17 protein-coding genes are annotated in these 16,869 nt (G+C 66.5%); 4 read left to right on the top strand and 13 right to left on the bottom strand.

The features are described 5' to 3' along the window. The first annotated feature begins 28 nt into the window (after positions 1-28). Positions 29-709: a glutathione S-transferase family protein gene (locus ASF16_RS03250; protein ID WP_056162690.1), complete on the top strand. Its 681-nt coding sequence runs from the start codon at positions 29-31 to the stop codon at positions 707-709. A 72-nt stretch (positions 710-781) separates the two neighbouring features. Here the strand turns inward: ASF16_RS03250 and ASF16_RS03245 are convergent, their stop codons facing one another. From ASF16_RS03245 to ASF16_RS03230, 4 genes are all read right to left on the bottom strand, one after another. After that, entirely contained in the window at positions 782-2,233 is a 1,452-nt protein-coding gene (locus tag ASF16_RS03245; RefSeq protein ID WP_235507241.1) for a patatin-like phospholipase family protein, read from the bottom strand. A 24-nt stretch (positions 2,234-2,257) separates the two neighbouring features. Continuing rightward, positions 2,258-2,911 carry an HAD family phosphatase gene (locus ASF16_RS03240; RefSeq protein WP_056162687.1) on the bottom strand — a complete coding sequence of 218 codons (654 nt, stop codon included), beginning with the start codon at positions 2,909-2,911 and terminating at the stop codon, positions 2,258-2,260. A gap of 123 nt (positions 2,912-3,034) precedes the next feature. Beyond that, positions 3,035-3,466 (bottom strand): YchJ family protein, encoded by a 432-nt coding sequence (locus ASF16_RS03235; RefSeq protein WP_056162683.1) that lies wholly within the window; start codon positions 3,464-3,466, stop codon positions 3,035-3,037. A 25-nt stretch (positions 3,467-3,491) separates the two neighbouring features. After that, complete coding sequence (locus ASF16_RS03230; protein ID WP_056162681.1) at positions 3,492-4,199, bottom strand: DUF4197 domain-containing protein; 708 nt, start codon at positions 4,197-4,199, stop codon at positions 3,492-3,494. Between the two features lie 170 nt (positions 4,200-4,369). Between ASF16_RS03230 and ASF16_RS03225 the strand changes: the two genes are divergently transcribed. Further along, the gene (locus ASF16_RS03225; RefSeq protein ID WP_056162678.1) at positions 4,370-4,849 is read left to right on the top strand and encodes a DUF421 domain-containing protein; all 480 of its coding nucleotides are present in this window, start codon (positions 4,370-4,372) and stop codon (positions 4,847-4,849) included. Between the two features lie 264 nt (positions 4,850-5,113). Continuing rightward, positions 5,114-6,301 carry a hypothetical protein gene (locus ASF16_RS03220; protein ID WP_056162675.1) on the top strand — a complete coding sequence of 396 codons (1,188 nt, stop codon included), beginning with the start codon at positions 5,114-5,116 and terminating at the stop codon, positions 6,299-6,301. A gap of 22 nt (positions 6,302-6,323) precedes the next feature. Here the strand turns inward: ASF16_RS03220 and ASF16_RS03215 are convergent, their stop codons facing one another. The 9 genes from ASF16_RS03215 to ASF16_RS03175 all read right to left on the bottom strand — a co-directional run bounded on the left by ASF16_RS03215 (position 6,324) and on the right by ASF16_RS03175 (position 15,351). Further along, positions 6,324-7,454, bottom strand: coding sequence for an acyl-CoA dehydrogenase family protein (locus ASF16_RS03215; protein ID WP_056162673.1), 1,131 nt, complete (start codon positions 7,452-7,454; stop codon positions 6,324-6,326). Between the two features lie 41 nt (positions 7,455-7,495). Next, positions 7,496-8,164: an SDR family oxidoreductase gene (locus ASF16_RS03210; RefSeq protein WP_056162671.1), complete on the bottom strand. Its 669-nt coding sequence runs from the start codon at positions 8,162-8,164 to the stop codon at positions 7,496-7,498. Between the two features lie 96 nt (positions 8,165-8,260). Further along, positions 8,261-9,352, bottom strand: a complete 1,092-nt coding sequence (locus ASF16_RS03205; protein ID WP_056162668.1) for a DUF695 domain-containing protein — start codon at positions 9,350-9,352, stop codon at positions 8,261-8,263. Next, positions 9,352-10,545, bottom strand: coding sequence for an acetyl-CoA C-acyltransferase (locus ASF16_RS03200; protein WP_056162664.1), 1,194 nt, complete (start codon positions 10,543-10,545; stop codon positions 9,352-9,354). Before ASF16_RS03200 ends, ASF16_RS03205 begins: the two co-directional genes overlap by 1 nt. 78 nt (positions 10,546-10,623) lie before the next feature. Beyond that, positions 10,624-12,462 (bottom strand): bifunctional isocitrate dehydrogenase kinase/phosphatase, encoded by a 1,839-nt coding sequence (aceK, locus tag ASF16_RS03195; protein WP_056162660.1) that lies wholly within the window; start codon positions 12,460-12,462, stop codon positions 10,624-10,626. A gap of 50 nt (positions 12,463-12,512) precedes the next feature. Further along, complete coding sequence (gene can / locus ASF16_RS03190) at positions 12,513-13,172, bottom strand: carbonate dehydratase (protein WP_056162659.1); 660 nt, start codon at positions 13,170-13,172, stop codon at positions 12,513-12,515. Positions 13,173-13,223: 51 nt separating this feature from the next. Further along, positions 13,224-14,414, bottom strand: coding sequence for an isovaleryl-CoA dehydrogenase (locus ASF16_RS03185; RefSeq protein WP_056162654.1), 1,191 nt, complete (start codon positions 14,412-14,414; stop codon positions 13,224-13,226). A 38-nt stretch (positions 14,415-14,452) separates the two neighbouring features. After that, a complete protein-coding gene (locus tag ASF16_RS03180) occupies positions 14,453-14,914 on the bottom strand; it encodes a PaaI family thioesterase (protein WP_056162652.1) in 462 nt (153 codons plus the stop codon). Between the two features lie 41 nt (positions 14,915-14,955). Next, positions 14,956-15,351: a MerR family DNA-binding transcriptional regulator gene (locus ASF16_RS03175; RefSeq protein ID WP_056162649.1), complete on the bottom strand. Its 396-nt coding sequence runs from the start codon at positions 15,349-15,351 to the stop codon at positions 14,956-14,958. A 123-nt stretch (positions 15,352-15,474) separates the two neighbouring features. On the opposite strand from ASF16_RS03175, the gene ASF16_RS03170 reads away from it, so the two are divergent. Continuing rightward, positions 15,475-16,560 (top strand): MBL fold metallo-hydrolase, encoded by a 1,086-nt coding sequence (locus ASF16_RS03170; protein WP_056162647.1) that lies wholly within the window; start codon positions 15,475-15,477, stop codon positions 16,558-16,560. Positions 16,561-16,869: the final 309 nt, after the last annotated feature.

Raw genomic sequence — 16,869 nt, 5'->3', positions numbered from 1 at the left:
CTGCCGCCCCGGCGGGCCCGCCCTGCCCATGATCCATCTCTACCACTGCGTCAGCGCCCGGTCTTTTCGCCCCTTGTGGATGCTCGAAGAGTTGCGCCTGCCGTACACGCTGCACATGATGCCGTTCCCGCCGCGCGCCAAGGCGCGCTGGTTTCTGGAAGAGAACCCGCTGGGCACCGTGCCCCTGCTGGTGCAGGGCGAGGGCCAGCGCCAGGTGCGCATGACCGAGTCGGCCGCCATCTGCCAGTACCTGGCCGCTGCGCACCCCGATGCGGGGCTGGAGGTGCGCCCCGCAGACCCGGCGTTTGGCGCCTACCTGAACTGGCTGCACCTGGGCGAGGCCACGCTCACCTTTCCGCAGACACTGGTGCTGCGCTATGGCCGCTTCGAGCCCGCGGACCGCAAGCAACCCCAGGTGGTGGAGGACTACAGCCGCTGGTTCCTGGCCCGCCTGCGGGCGGTAGAGGCCGCCGTCGCCCGCCAGGACTACTTGTGCGCAGGCCGCTTTACCGCAGCCGACGTGTCCGTGGGCTATGCACTGCTGCTGGCCGATCATCTGGGCCTGGAGCCGCAGTTCGGCGAGGCCACCCAGTCCTATTGGCAGCGGCTGCAGGAACGCCCGGGCTACCAGCGGGCCCACGCCGCGCAGATCGAGGCGGCCGAGGACCAGGACGTGCCTACGACCCCGGCACCCGACACGCGGCCTTGATGCACCGCTGACAAGGCCCGCCCGCGCTATGAGGTGGGCGGCGCTACGCCCACGGATACAGGCCAACGCCCGTTACTGCGACGACGGCAGCGGCTGGGCCGATGGGGAAGATGGCTGCGGTGCACTGCGCAGCAGCGACTGCACCAGCGCCCGAAACTCCGGCGAATGCCGCAGCACACTGCCGCCCGCCTCGATCAAATCCGTGACCTCTTCGTGCGCAATCGAGAACGCCGTGGGCACCTGCAACAGGCGGCGGCGCGCCACATCGTCCGGTGCGTCGCGCAGGTTCACGGGGATGACATGGATCTCCGCATCGGGCGCGAACGCATCGCTATCGCCCTTGGAGCCTTCGGCCAGCGACTGGCGCCACTGGCGGGTGATGTCGCGCAAGAACTCCTGCGTCTCCCGCGTGGCGCGTGCCCCGGTGCCAAAGAGCAGCGAGTCCACCACCTGCGCCATGTTGGGCACCTGGTCGCTCATGTCGATGTTGACCGACGGATCGCGCTCGGCGTTCACGGTGATCAACACCAGCTTGCGGATGGTGGCGGGCGGTATGCCCACCTCGCTGAAGGTCTGGCGCAGGCCGCCGCCGGCCAGGGCCCGGTCCAGCAGGCGCTGCACGCCCAGATTGTCGGCCAGGCCGCCATCGACCAAATGGATGTACGGCTTGCGCTGCGCGTCGGTGTAGCTCAGCTCGTGGGCGCGGTACAGCCGGGCGCGGTAGTCGCCCGCGGCGGCGCGCGCCCCCACCGTGGACGCCGCGCGGTGCGCCGGACACTGGTCTGCGTAGTTCTTGAGCGTCATGGGGCTGAGCAGCAATGGCACGGCCGACGAGGACGCCACCGCAAACGACAGCGGCACCTTGCGCAGGTCTGAGCAGATCAGCGAGAACTGCTCCCAGGTGAACTCGAAGCCCGTGCCCAGCGACATGTCGGTGGCGGTGATGAACAGCTGCGGGTGGCGCGGGCGCCGCTCCACATCGCCGAAGGTCAGCCCGCCATACAGGTCGTCGAGCCGCCGCGCCAGCAGGTGCGTGCGGCCCAGCCAGGGCGAGGTCAGGTCCACCAGGTTGCCGGGGCGCAGGGCCTGGGTGATGAGGCTGTTCTGGAAGTTCTGGCGCAGGAAGTCGTGCTCGAAGCGCGGCAGCCCGTCGATGCCATGCGCCGCGAAGTACGCCGCCACGATGCTGCCGCCCGAGACGCCGCTCACCACGTCGGTGGCATCGAGCAGGGTGGTGTCCCGGCCGTTCCACTGGAAGCGGGTCTGCTGCATCTCCGTCAGCACACCAAAGCCGAAGGCAGCTGCACGCGCACCGCCGCCCGAGAGCGTGACGGCCACGAGGATGGTCGGATCGCGCTCGGACTTGCGCACCGGGATGTTCTGGTCCTCGGGCGGCAGCGGCTGGTTGATCCAGGGGCGCACCGACGAGCAGCCCATGAGCACGCCCAATGCGGCGAATGCAGCGCAGCGCCGCAGCCACCGCGGCAAGTGGTGGCTGCTGTGCGGGGGCATGGGCTGGGTCATGGTGCGTCCTGTGGGGTGGGAAATTCAGCAACCCAGCAGCGCTGGCAAATCGGCCATGCTGCGAAACACCTGCGTGGCGCCCGCGGCCAGCAGGGCCTCGCCATCGTCCAGCGGCGCGTAGGCAAACACTGTGGCGCCCGCAGCCACGCCCGCCGTCACTCCGGTGACCGTGTCTTCCACCACCGCACAGCGCAGGGGATCGGTCTGCAGGGCAGCCGCTGCCGCCAGGTACACGTCCGGCGCGGGCTTGGTGCGCGGCATTTCGTGGCCGCTGAAGATGCGGCCTTCGAAGTACGGCGTGAGCCCCACCTTGGCCAGCTGCAGCTCCACCTTGTGCCGGTCGGCCCCCGACGCACAGGCAATGCGCCCGCCGTGGTGCGCATGCACCCGCTCGATGGTGCCGTGGATGTGCTCGATGGCGGTAAGGCGCAGGTTCAGCTCGGTGTTGCGCCGGGCATAGAAGTCGGCCATCCACGCATTGGTGAGCGGCCGCCCGGTGTGCGCCTCGATGCGGGCGGCTTCGCTGCGCACCGTCTTGCCGATGAAGATGCGCATGCACTCCTCGGACGTCAGCGCCCAGCCAGCCTCGGCCAGCATGTCGCGCAGCACGCCGTTGGTGATGGGCTCGCTGTCGACCAGGACGCCGTCGCAGTCGAAAAGGATCGCTTCAAATTTCATAGCTGCTTGCGCTTGCCTATCAAGCGGTAGAGGTTGTTTTGACTTAAAAATGAGGCGAATGAACGTCCCCGCAGGCATCGCCGCACTGGGCGTGCAAGCGTAGTGGCTACAGCGGCAATGCACTCATGGAGAAACATCCCCATCCACATAGAACCACCGGCCCTGCTCGCGCACAAAGCGGCTGGTCTCGTGCAGGCGCACGGCGCGGCCACGGATGCGGTAGCGGGCGACGAACTCCACCTCAGCGCGGTCGCCGCCGGTGGTGCGGTGGCTGCGCACGTCCAGGCCCAGCCACTTCGTGCCGGGCTCGAAATCCATCGTGGCCGGGCGGGTGCTGGCATGCCATGTGGCCTGCAGGTAGTCGCCACGCTCCAGGACGAAAGCGGTGTAGCGCGACCGCATGAGGCTCTCGGCGTCGGGCGCGGTGGCGGCGTCCCAGTGGTCGAGGTAGCGTCCGCAGCAGTGGGCATACGGCAAGGCCGCCGCCCTGGCGCCCTGGCCAGGCGTGGCCTGGGTGCGCCCGCAGAGGCAGGGGTCGGTGTTCTTCAAAGGCATGGGATGGCTGCGCCGTGGCGGGGCGTCACTTCAGTGCGCCGAACACCTTCTTGGCGATGGCGCTGCCGGCACTGGCCGGGTCCTGGCGGATGCGGCGCTCTTCTTCGCCGATCATGAAGTACAGGCCGTCGAGCGTCTTGCCGGTCACGTACTGCGCGAGGTTGGACTCCTCGGGCTTGAGCAGGCCGAAGCCCGCGGCCTTGCCCGCGAACGCGTTGTACTTCTGCGTGAGGCCAACCTTTTCGGTGGCCTGGTTCACCACGGGCAAGAAGCGCTCGCCCAGCGGAGCGCGCGTCTTGTCGGCAAAGAACATCGTGACCGAGGTGCTGCCGCCGGTGAGGATGTTCTTGGCATCGGTCACCGTCATGTTCTGCACCGCGCCCACCAGCAGGTCCTTGCCCATGGGCACGGCGGCCTCGGCGGCGCGGTTGATGGAAGTGACGAGCTCGTCGATGCGCTTGCCCTGGCCCAGGGACTTCATGACCTTGGCGGCATCGGCCAAGTAGCCCGGCAAGCTGATACGCACCTGGGGGTTGCCCAGGAAGCCGTCGGGCCGGCCCAGCAGTGCCACGGCAGCCTGGGCGCCCTGCCCGAGCGCAGCCTTGAGGCCGCTGGACGCATCGGCGCTGGTGAGGTCGCTCAGCGACAGGGCCAGCGCGCGCTGGTGGGCGGCCAGCAGCAGGAGCCCGCCCAGGGTGGCCGCGGTGGCATGGTGAAACTGGCGACGCAGCATGTGAAGGTTCTTTCAGGATGAAGGGGGTGGCGGTGCGCCGGGCGGCGGCACCCACGGTGGTGTGGCGCGCTCGCTCTGGCGGACACGTGTCGCCAAAGCCGATTTTCACCTACGCGCGCTGTGGCGAACCTGTTTACGATCTGGCGGCAACTGCAATAAGGAGTGAGGCCATGTGGACAACAAGCGTGCCTTGGTGGGAGTTCGTGCTGCGCGGGGTGGTGGTGTATGTGTTTTTGCTGATCTTCCTGCGACTGACCGGCAAGCGGCAGACGGGCCAGTTCGCGCCCTTCGACCTGGTGCTGCTGCTCATCCTGTCGAACGCGGTGCAGAACTCGATGAACGCGGGCGACAACTCGCTGGTGGGCGGGCTGGTGTCCGCCACCACGCTCATTGCCTGCCATGTGGTGCTGGCGCAGATGACCTTTCGCGTCCGATGGTTGGAGCGCCTGATCGACGGCACGCCCCAGGTGCTGGTGCGCAACGGCCAAGTGAATGAGACGCTGATGCACAAGGAGCTGCTCTCGGCCGAGGACCTGGAAGCAGCCCTGCGCGCTGGGGGCTGCCTGCATGTGCACGAGGTGGAGCGCGCCACCATCGAGACCAATGGGCAGATCACGGTGGTGCTGCGGCGGCGGGACTCCCAGGACTGAACCGCTGCCCGAGGGGGCTATCGGCCAGAGTCATGGCTCTGGCTTCCGGCAGTCGGGGCTGTCGCCGTGGCGGGGCGGGGCCTGCAGTATGGAAGAACCGCGTGCCGGGCCGGGACACTGGCTGGACGCTCCCATGCCACAAAGCCCTGTGCCGGCCGTCAAGGGCTAAAGCCCGACTGTCCGGCGCACAGCGATGCGCAGCCGCAAATCCTGCACAGTGAGGCCCCGCACGAACCGCCATGTCGGCGCCTAGGGAGTCGCGCGTTGAACACAGCCCCACCCACCCAACCACCAAGCCACCAGCCCCGTTGGCTGTACCAGGCCCAGGACGTCCGCGGGCAGCCCACCGAAGGGTTCGTCCATGCCGCCACGGCCGAAGAAGCACTCCAGGCGATCGCGGCGCAGCAGCCGCCCCTGAGCCAGGTCCAGCTGCACACGTCCAGTCTCCATGCGCGGGCCATGACCGAGATGCTGGACGATGTGATGGGCCCGCTGGACGTGAAAGCCCTGCGCCAACTCGCGCGCGACCAGATCGAGAACCTGGAAAGTCCCGGCGTGTGGACGACCTTGCGCCAGCTGCTGCGCAACAACCGGGGCTGGCTGCTCGCCTGCGCGGCCTTGATCGCAGTGGCTGTGTGGTTCGACTGGAGTTCCTGGGTGGTGGGCGGGCTGGTCGCGGCCCTGCTCGTGCCCTTTGCGTTGTTTGCCTACATGCACCGGTTCCAGCGGATGTACCAGAACGTGCTGCATGCGCACGCCACCGGAGACCAGGCGCGCCTGCGCTCGCTGGCAGAGCAGCTGGCCAGCGCCGCGCAGCGGCACAAGTTCCTCGTCCAGCCGGGCTGGGATGCGGCCGTGCGCGTGGCGTGGTTCGAGGCACGCACCGAAGGCGCGGAGGCTGCCATTTTGCGGCTGCGCATCCACCCACTGCGGCCTGCGGACGACGCCGATTTTTTGGCGCGCACCTACACCCTGCCGCTGGCCACTGGCGACCACCCGGGTTTCATCGCACGCCTGCGCGAACTGCTGGCGCAACGCCCTGGAGAGCCCACGCTGCAGATGGACCTGGCGCTGGGTGAGGCCCGCGCCGGTCACACCGAGGAGGCCACGCGGCTGCTGGATGCGCTGAAGCCCGAGCTGCTGCCACCCCATGGGCAGGCCTTCATCGACTGGGTGCGGGGCATGGTGGCGCTGCGCGACCCGGCGCTTGCCGGCGATGCGGCGCGGCACCTGGGCAGCGCGTGCGAACAGTTCCTGGGCCTGGTGCGCAAGGCGCCCGGTGCGTGGCCTTCGCTGGCCGTGTGCACCTGCGACTACGCCCTGGCGCTGGCTTGGACAGGGCACGCACGGCAGGCGCGAGAGGCGTTTGCCGGCGTGCAGCCTGTGGCCCGCCACCACGCAGAGCCCGAGCGCCTGGCCATGCTGGAGCGGGAGCTGCGCAAGGCCGCCTGACAAAGCCGCCGAAGAGGACGGCCTACGCCAGCGCGCGCTGGATGATGATCTTCTGCACGTCGCTCGTGCCTTCGTAGATCTGGCACACGCGCACGTCGCGGTAGATGCGCTCCACCGGAAAGTCGTTGACCACACCATAGCCGCCCAGGGTCTGGATGGCGGCGCTGCACACGCGCTCGGCCATCTCGCTGGCGAAGAGCTTGGCCATGGCGGCTTCTTTCAGGCAGGGCTTGCCGGCGTCGCGCAATGCAGCGGCGTGCCAGATGAGCTGGCGGGCGGCCTCGATCTGCGTGGCGCAGTCGGCCAGCCTGAAACCCACCGCCTGGTGGTTGAAGATGGCGGTGCCGAAGCTCTCGCGCTCCTTCGAATACGCGAGCGCCACGTCGAAGGCACTGCGCGCCATGCCCACGCTTTGGGCGGCGATGCCGATGCGGCCGCCTTCGAGCGCACCCAGGGCGATCTTGTAGCCCTCGCCCTCGGCGCCGATGAGGTTCTCTGCAGGGATGCGGCAGTTGTCGAAGTTGATCTGCGCGGTGTCGCTGGAATGTTGCCCCAGCTTGTCTTCGAGCCGCGCCACCACGTAGCCCGGGGCGTTGGTGGGCACAAGGAAGGCGCTCATGCCCTTCTTGCCCGCGCCCTTGTCGGTGACGGCAATGACGATGGCCACATGGCCGTTCTTGCCGCTGGTGATGAACTGCTTGACGCCGTTGATCACATATTCATCGCCCTGCTTCACCGCCGTGGTCCGCAGTGCGGACGCGTCGGACCCCACATGCGGCTCGGTCAGGCAGAAGGCGCCCAGCATCTCGCCGCGGGCCAGCGGCGTGAGCCAGTCGCGCTTTTGCTGGGCGTTGCCGTAGCGCATCAGGATGGCGTTGACGGGGCAGTTGGTCACGCTGATGGCGGTGCTGGTGCCGCCGTCGCCGGCCGCGATCTCTTCCAGCACCAGGGCGAGCGTGAGGTAGTCGAGGTTGGCGCCGCCGAACTCTTCGGGCACGCAGATGCCGTAGGCGCCCAGGGCGGCCAGGCCCTGGTGCACGTCGTGGGGGAAGTGGTGCTCTTTGTCCCAGCGGGCGGCGTGGGGCCAGATCTGTTCCTGGGCAAAGTCGCGCACCGCGTCGCGGATCATTTCCTGGTCTTGGGTCAGCAGCATCGGGGGTTGTCTCCGGAGGTCGTTGTGTTCGGTCGAAAGAATTACCAGTGGGCGGCGCGGCGGCCGTCGTGGTGCAGCAGGCGGCCCTTGTCGGCGGCCGTGACGCCCGCCACGGTGGCCCGCAGCCCGCGCACGCTGTCCTGCACCTTGAGCGCAGCGCCTTCGCCGCCCATGTCGGTCTGCACCCAGCCGGGGTCGATGGTGATGAGGGTGGCGCCGGGGTAGTCGTGCTGCGCCGACGCCACGGCCATGTTCAACGCAGCCTTGCTGGTGCGGTACAGCCAGGAGCCGCTGTCGGGCACGCTGCCGATCTGCGACATGGACGAAGACAGGAACGCGAACACGCCCTGTGCGTCGGCCACCAGGGGCGCGACCTGCGGCAGGGTCTGCATGGCGCCCAGCACGTTGGCGTGCATGACGGCGTCGAAGTCTTCCTGCGTGGGCGGCGTGGTGGCGTTGGGGCGGCGGATGACGCCGGCAACGTACCAGGCGGTCTCGATCTTTTCGCCGTCGAGCTGCCAGGCCAGGCCGCTCACGCTGGCGGGGTCGGCCACGTCGATGGTCAGCACCTCGCCCCCCAGGGCCTGCACCCGCTCGCGCCCTGCGTCGTCGCGCACGGTGGCGATCACGCGGCGGCCCGCGTCGGTGTACTGGCGCACCAGCTCCAGCCCGATGCCGCGCGATGCGCCGATGATGAGGATGGACTTCATTTTCAAGACCTTTCAGGGCTCTACCGCTTGATGGACAAGCGCAAGCAGCTATTGAATTAATAGCAATGCAGATGGCGCGTTGTACAAAGCCACGTTTTACAGGTGCACGGCGAATTCGAAGTAGCCCGACCACGTGGGGTCGAAGCGCGTGGTCAGCTCCAGCGAGGCGGCTTCGTCGCGCAGCAGCAGCGGCGCGAGTGCCTGGCGTGCCATCTGCGTGTCGCCCACGTAGTACACGGCCTTGCGGCGGCCGGCGCGTGTCATGGTGTAGGCCAGGATGCCCAGCTGCGGCAGTTCGAGCAAGGTGGCGGCCTGGTCCTGCAAGGCCTGCACGGCGGCCAGTTCGTCGCGGTTTTCGACAGCCAGGTCCAGCTCGAGCGCGTAGGCGAGGTCGGCCCGCATCGCGACGGGCTGCGCGCTGCGGTTGACCATGACGATGGCGGTGTCGTCGGAGTCGCCGTCGCTTTCACTCTCGCTTTCGCCGTCGATCTCTTCATCCTCGTCGCCGCTGCCGTCGGCGCCTGGGCCGAAGGCGAGCGTCATCCCTGCCCAGTCGTGCTCGCCCTGGGGAAACTCTCCCGTGCGGCCCAGAAAATTGATCCAATGGCGGTCGAACACCGGAGGCAGTTGGCTGAGCGGGGTCCACTGCGCGTCGGGGTCCTGCGGCATCTCGACGAAGTCCACCGCGCCCACCTTCACCGCAAAGTCGTACTCGCCCAGCACATGGTCGAGCATGATGAACGCCATGTTGCGCGCGTGGTCCTGGTAGTCGCTCGGGATCTCGCGGCCGAATCGGATCTCCAGCGCGGCTTGGCCGTCATCGCGGCCGCAGGCCACCAGCACGTCGGACGTCTCCAGTTCGAAGCCGTCCATGCCGATGGGGAAGTCGGGCTGGGTGGTGCGTTCGCGGAAAGCGCGCAGCCGGTAGTGCGCGAGCGTCGGCGCTGCGGCCACCAGATGCATGAGCAGCGGAAAGTTCTCCACGCTGCCGTGCGCAGTGGCGATCAGGTCCACCACGGGGTCATCGTCGCCGCCGGACATCTCGAGCGCCAGGCCTTCCAGGTGGCGCTCGAGAATGGTGTTGGCCTCTTCCACGCGGTCGCGCAGCGGCAGCGCCTGCAGCGTGGGCTGCGCGGCGCTGAACTCTGCCCAGAACGCGGTGATCTCGGGCGATGCGGGCGCCGCCATCAGACGAGTTCCAGCGCCACGGCCGTGGCCTCGCCGCCGCCGATGCACAGCGTGGCCAGGCCCTTGGTCAGGCCGCGGGCCTTGAGGGCGTACATCAGCGTGACCATGATGCGGGCGCCGCTTGCGCCGATGGGGTGGCCCAGAGCACAGGCACCGCCGTTGACGTTGACCTTGTCGTGGGGCAGGTCCAGCTCTTTCATCAGCGCCATGGGCACCACGGCAAAGGCTTCGTTGATCTCCCACAGCTGTACGTCGCCGACCTGCCAGCCGGCCTTGGCCAAAGCCTTCTGCGTGGCGCCCAGCGGGGCGGTCGCAAACCATTCGGGCTCTTGCGCGTGGGTGGCGTGGCTCACGATGCGGGCCAGGGGCGTGGCGCCGAGTTTTTGGGCCGTGGACTCGCGCATCATCACCAGCGCGGCCGCGCCGTCGTTGATGCTGGAGCTGGACGCGGCGGTGATGGTGCCGTCCTTCTTGAAGGCGGGCTTGAGGGTCGCGATCTTCTCGAGCTTGACCTTGCCCGGGCCTTCGTCGGTCGATACCACGGTCTCGCCCGCACGGGTCTTGACGGTCACCGGCACGATCTCGGCCGCGAACGCGCCGGACTCGGTGGCGGCCTTGGCGCGCTGCACGCTGGCGGTGGCGAAGGCGTCCTGCTGCTCGCGGGTGAACTGGTACTTGGCGGCGCAGTCTTCGCCAAACGTGCCCATGGAACGACCGGCCTCGTAGGCGTCTTCCAGGCCGTCGAGCATCATGTGGTCGAAGATGCGGTCGTGGCCCAGGCGGTAGCCGCCGCGGCCCTTTTGCAGCAGGTAGGGTGCGTTGGTCATGCTCTCCATGCCGCCGGCCACCATGACATCGTGCGTGCCGGCCAGCAGCATGTCGTGCGCCATCATCGCGGCCTTCATGCCGGAGCCGCACATCTTCGACAGCGTGACCGCGCCCGCGCCCTTGGGCAGGCCGCCCTTGAAGGCCGCCTGGCGCGCAGGCGCCTGGCCCTGGCCGGCCATCAGACAGTTGCCAAACAGCACTTCGCCCACGGCGTCGGGCGACACGCCTGCGCGGTCCATGGCCGCCTTGATCGCGGCGCCGCCCAGGTCATGGGCGGACAGGCTCGAGAAATCGCCCTGCAGCGACCCCATGGGGGTGCGCGCTGCGCCGACGATGACGATGGGGTCTTGCGTGGATGAAGTCATGGTGTGATCTCCTGGGTTGCTGTCTGTATGGGGTGGATGATGAAACGCGTTGAATGGCAGTCTGCAGCGCCGGAGGCGTCAGGCTTGCACTGCGGGTATGGTGGGCGCGATGGGCACGGCGGGCACGTTGTGGTCGAAGCGCCGGTCGCTGTCGTACGGAAAGACGTCGAGCATGTGGCCGGCCTGGATGCGCTCCTTGTGCGACTGCCAGAACGCGGCATCGAGCAGGTCCGCGTGGTGCTTCATGAAGACCTCGCGCACGGCGTCGTTGCCCAGCAGGAAGGGGCCGAAGGTTTCGGGGAACACGTCGCGCGGGCCGACGCTGTACCAGACCTCGCCGCTCATCTCTTCTTCTTCGTTGCGCGGCGCGGGCACGCGGCGGAAGTGGCAGTCGGTAAGGTATTCGATCTCGTCGTAGTCGTAGAACACGACCTTGCCGTTGCGGGTGACGCCGAAGTTCTTCCAGAGCATGTCGCCCGGGAAGATGTTGGCGGCGACCAGGTCCTTAATGGCGTTGCCGTATTCGATCACGCTGCGCTCCATCCGCTGGTGGGCGCGCGGGTCGGACAGGCCTGCGTCGAAGGCTTCCTGCAGGTAGATGTTGAGCGGCACCATGCGGCGCTCGATGTACAGGTGCTTGATGATCACTTCGGTCTGGCCGTCGCCGTCGCGGTCGCTGATCTCGAGCTGGCTGGGGGCGAACTTTTCGATCTCGGCGATGAGGGCATCGTCGAAGCGGTCGCGCGGGAACGCGACCTCGCTGTATTCGAGCGTGTCGGCCATGCGGCCCACGCGGTCGTGCTGCTTGACCAGCAGGTACTTGCCCTTGATCTGCTCGCGCGTGGTTTCCTTCTGGTGCGGAAAGAAGTCCTTGATGAGCTTGAACACGAACGGAAAGCTCGGCAGGTCGAACACCAGCATCACCATGCCCTTGATGCCCGGCGCGATGCGGAACTTGTCGCTGGAGTGCTTGAGGTGCGAGAGGAAGTCGCGGTAGAACAGCGTCTTGCCCTGCTTGGCCAGGCCCAGGGCGTTGTAGATCTCGGCCCGCGGCTTGCGCGGCATGAGGCTGCGCAGGAACTGCACGTAGGCGCTCGGGATCTCCATGTCGACCATGAAGTAGGCGCGCGCAAAGCTGAAGAGCGCGAGCAGGTCGTCCTCGCCGAACAGGGCGGCGTCGATGGCGAGCTTGCCGCTGTCGGTGTGCAGGATGGGCAGCGCGAAGGGCACTTCGCTGAAGCCGTTGATGATCTTGCCCACCACGTACGCGCCCTTGTTGCGGTAGAACAGGCTGGCCAGCACCTGGATCTGGAAGTTGGCGCGCAGCGTCATGTGTGCGATGCGCGGCTCGATGGCGGCCAGCACCTGGGCGGTGTCGCGCGCGAGGTCTTCGAATTCGCGCTGCAGCCGGAAGTTGTCGATGACGGCCTGCAGCGTGCTGTGCAGGTTGCTGCGCGAGGGGTAGTACGCCCGGTAGGTGGGCAGCGCCGCGGGCTCGTCGTTTTCGATGTACTCGGTGCTGACGGCCGGGCGCACGAAGATGAAGTCGTTGTGGAAGTGCGTGCGGTGCAGGATCTTGGTGGTGACCGAGTTGAAGAAGGTCTCGGCCAGCTCGGGCTGGTGATGGTTGACCAGGAGCCCGATGTAGTGGAGCTTGATCTGGTGCCACACATCCATGGGCTGCGAGCCGGCGCTGAACTCCTTTTCAAGCCGGCGCACGCACTCCTTCACGCGCAGGTCGTAGAACTCGATACGTTCGCGCTGCGCCCGCTGCTGGCCCGGCCAGTCGGCTGTCTCGAAGCGGTGCTTGGCGCGCGCGGACTCGGTGCGGAACAGCCGGTAGTGGCGGTTGAAGCCGTCCATCATCGCCTTGGCGATGCCGTAGGCCTCGGGGGCATCGAGCCGCTGGGGAAACATGGCGCGCCTGGGCTGGCTGGTGGACGGTTTTTGTGCCTGGCTGGGCCGGTTTATTCGCGGCGCGTGGCGGCAACGCCGGCGATGGCGGCCTTGTAGATCGCGTCCAGGCCTTCGGTGCTGTCCACCGTCATGTGCAGGTTGTTGATGAGGCCGTCTTTGAGGCCGTAGCACCAGCCGTGCAGCGTGACCTTCTGGCCGCTGCCCCAGGCGTCGAGCATGACGGTGGTCTGCGCGATGTTGACGACCTGCTCGATGGCGTTGAGCTCGCACAGCACATCGTGGCGCCACTGCGGCGCCACCGACGCGATGAGGTCACGGTGGCGGTCGCGCACGTCCTGCACGTGGCGAATCCAGTTGTCCGCCAGGCCTACGCGGATACCTTCCAACGCCGCCAGCACACCGCCGCAGCCGTAGTGGCCCACGACCATGAGGTGCTCGATGCGCAACTGGTCCACCGCGTATTGGATGGTGGACAAACAGTTGAGGTCGGTGGGCACCACCACGTTGGCCACGTTGCGGTGCACGAACACTTCGCCGGGCTCGAGGCCCGTGATCTGGTTGGCCGGCACGCGGCTGTCCGAGCAACCCACCCACATGTACTTGGGCTTTTGCTGAGCCAGCAGCCCGGTGAAGAAGCCGGGGCGTTCGCGCTCCATCTGGGCGGCCCAGGCGCGGTTGTGTACGAAGAGGTCGTCGATGGAGGTCGTCATGGGGTCCTTGAAGTCGTCAACGTGCCACCCGGAGTGGCCGGGGCGGCGGGCTCAGCAGGTCTCGGCGAACAGCTCGCGACCGATCAGCATGCGGCGGATCTCACTGGTGCCGGCGCCGATCTCGTAGAGTTTCGCATCCCGCCACAGGCGGCCCAGGGGGTACTCGTTGATATATCCGTTGCCGCCGTAGATCTGCACGCCCTCGCCGGCCATCCAGGTGGCTTTTTCGGCGCACCACAGGATGACGCTGGCGCAGTCCTTGCGCACCTGGCGGACGTGGTCGGTGCCCAGCATGTCGAGGTTCTTGGCCACGGTGTAGGCGAACGAGCGCCCGGCCTGCAGCACGGTGTACATGTCTGCCACCTTGCCCTGGATGAGCTGGAACTCACCGATGCTCTGACCGAACTGCTTGCGGTCGTGGATGTACGGGATCACGTTGTCCATGACGGACTGCATGATGCCCAGCGGCCCGCCGGTGAGCACCGCGCGTTCGTAATCCAGGCCGCTCATCAGGACTTTGGCGCCCTGGTTGAGGCCGCCGAGCACGTTGGCCGCTGGCACTTCGACGTTGTTGAACACCAACTCGCCGGTGTGGCTGCCGCGCATGCCCAGCTTGTCGAGCTTTTGCGCAATGCTGAAGCCCGGCATGCCTTTTTCGATCAGGAAGGCGGTGACGCCGCGGGCGCCCAGCTCGGGCTCGGTCTTGGCGTAGACCACCAGCGTGTCGGCGTCGGGGCCGTTGGTGATCCACATCTTGTTGCCGTTGAGCAGGTAGTAGCCGCCCTTGTCCTCGGCCTTGAGCTTCATGCTGATCACGTCGGAACCTGCGCCCGGCTCGCTCATGGCCAGGGCGCCCACATGCTCGCCGCTGATGAGCTTGGGGAGGTATTTGGACTTTTGCGCTTCGTTGCCGTTGCGGTTGATCTGATTCACGCACAGGTTGCTGTGCGCACCGTAGGACAGGCCGACCGAGGCGCTGGCGCGGGAGATTTCCTCCATCGCCACCATGTGCGCGAGGTACCCCATGGACGCGCCGCCGTACTGCTCGGACACGGTGATGCCCAGCACGCCCAGGTCACCCATCTTGCGCCACAGGTCCATGGGGAACTGGTCGCTGCGGTCGATCTCTGCCGCGCGCGGGGCGATCTCGGCTTGGGCAAAGTCGCGCACGGCGTCGCGCAGCGCGTCGATGTCTTCGCCCAGCTGGAAGTTCAGGCCGGGAAGGTTGGCGGGAATGCTCATGGATGTCTCCTCAAAGGTGAAGGGCAAAAGGCTTGTGATCAGCCCTGGATGTGGTCGCGGCCAGTGACCGCCATGAGCGTGCAGCCCATAGTGGCGACCAGTTTTTCCTGTCCGCCGTCGATGGCGAAGGCCCTGCCCTCGCACACCGTGATGGTCCGGCCGGGCTTGAGCACGCGGCCTTCCATGCGAAAGCGCTCGCCTTTGGCAGGCGCCAGCAGGTTGATCTTGAATTCGATGGTGAGCACGGCAGCGTCGGCGGCCATCAAGGTGAAGCCGGCATAGCCGCAGGCGGAATCCAGCGCCGTGGCCACCATGCCGGCGTGCAGAAATCCGTGCTGTTGGGTCAGGGCCGCGGCCCAGGCCAGTTCGATGTCCACCGCGCCTGGAGCGATATGGCCCAGGCTGGCGCCCAGCGTTTGCATGGCACCCTGGAGTGCAAAGCTTTCGCGCACTCGGGCGGCGTACTCGGCGTTGCGGGGCTCGAAAGGGGTCGTGGTCACACGGTCTCCAGATTTACGTTTACGTAAACGTCAATTATGGATCATTTTTGTTTTTCGAGCTTCATCAGCAGGGCCCGGGCGTCGCTCTCGTGGTCTTGCACCTCTTCGAGATTGGCTTTCAGGTCGGCCATTTGCTCTTCCAGCTGCTTGCGGTGCACCACCAGCACGTCGAGGAACTTGCGCAGTTGCACACCTGTATCGCGGGGGCTGTCGTAAAGGTCGATGATCTCCTTGGCCTCGGTGAGCGAGAGGCCCAGGCGCTTGGCGCGCAAGGTCAGCCGCAGCCGGGTACGATCCCGCGCGCTGTACACCCGGTTGCGGCCTGCGGCGCCAGTGCGCTCCGGTTGCAGCAGGCCCATGTCTTCATAGAACCGGATGGCCCGCGTGGTGAGGTCGAACTCTTTGGCGAGGTCGCTGATGCTGTAGGTGTTGGCCATGTGCTTGTGGAATGCAGCGCAGGTGGTTTCGCCCAGGAGACAGCCCGTCGGCCGCCAATCCCTACAATGCCTGGATGCATGACGTTTACGTTAACGTCAATGCTAACTCATCCGGTAGCCGCCATGAATCCTCTTGAACACCAAATCCACTACCCGTTGGGCGACACGCTGCCCGGCGAGGGCTCCGTGCTGGAGGTCGCACCGGGGATTCGATGGATACGGATGGGGCTGCCGTTCGCGCTGGACCACATCAACCTCTGGCTGCTGCGCGACCGGCAGCCTGATGTGCACGGTCATCTGGTCGACGGCTGGACGGTGGTGGACTGCTGCATCGACAGCGCCACGACGCGCGCGCAGTGGGAGCAGGTCTTTGCAAACTGTCTGGAAGGACTTCCCGTGTTGCGCGTGATCGTCACGCACATGCACCCGGACCACATCGGTCTGGCGCACTGGATCTGCGAGCGGTGGCAGGTGCGCCTGTGGATCAGCGCCACGGACTATCACACCGCCAGAGTCGCTGTGTATGACCGCGACGGCTTCGGCGGCGAAGCGAACGCAGACTTCTATGCGCTGCACGGCATGCGGGACGAGGAGTTCCTGCAGCATGTCCGCACGCGCGTGTCTTATTTTTGGACCCTGGTCCCGGCGCTGCCGTCCGCGTATCGCAGACTGCTGGACGGGGGCACTGTCGACATTGGGGGCTGGGCCTGGCAGTGCATCAGTGGGTACGGCCACGCCCCGGAGCACATCGCGCTGTACTGCCCGGAGTTGGGCATTCTGCTGAGCGGCGACATGGTGCTGCCTCGCATTTCCACCAACGTGAGCGTTCATGCGACGGAGCCTGAGGCCGACTCCTTGCGGCTGTTTTTGACGTCGCTCACCAGGTACCTCGATCTACCACTGGATACCCTGGTACTGCCATCGCACGGCAAACCTTTTATCGGCTTGCATCAGCGGATACAGCAACTGGAAGATCACCACCGAGATCGCCTCAATGACATCATGGACGCAGACGCGGCCAGTGCAACGGGTCTGTCAGCAGCGGACATCCTGCCTATTCTGTTCAAGCGAACGCTGGATGCTCACCAGATGACGTTCGCGATGGGCGAAGCGTTGGCCCATTTGCACTATCTGTGGCTTGGGGGACAGATGGATCGCTGGCTGGACTCAGACGGAGTTCATCGATTCAGACACCGTACTGCGGGTTGACATCCTCTGCTGCGCTGGGAAGGTGGGGCACTTTGTGGCGTTCTGTTGACCACGATTGCACGCCAACAGCCGGCCTGGCCCAAAACGCCACTCCAATTTTGGAAGGGTGTAACACAGCGGTACATGTGCTCGTCATTCACATGCGGTGTGACTTCGTCAGCGCTTGCCTATTACAAGGCCTTTAGCTTTCGCAATTTCCATCTTTGAATTGCCCAAAGCAAAAAACCCCAGTCATTGCTGACTGGGGTTTTCTGGGCTGTAAGAGCCTGACGATGACCTACTTTCACACGGGAACCCGCACTATCATCG

Origin of the sequence: Acidovorax sp. Leaf78 (assembly GCF_001422735.1) — a bacterium.
Classification (GTDB): Bacteria; Pseudomonadota; Gammaproteobacteria; order Burkholderiales; family Burkholderiaceae_C; genus Acidovorax.
The sequence above is the reverse complement of the archived record's forward strand: the minus strand, read 5'-3'. Positions and strand labels throughout refer to the sequence as shown.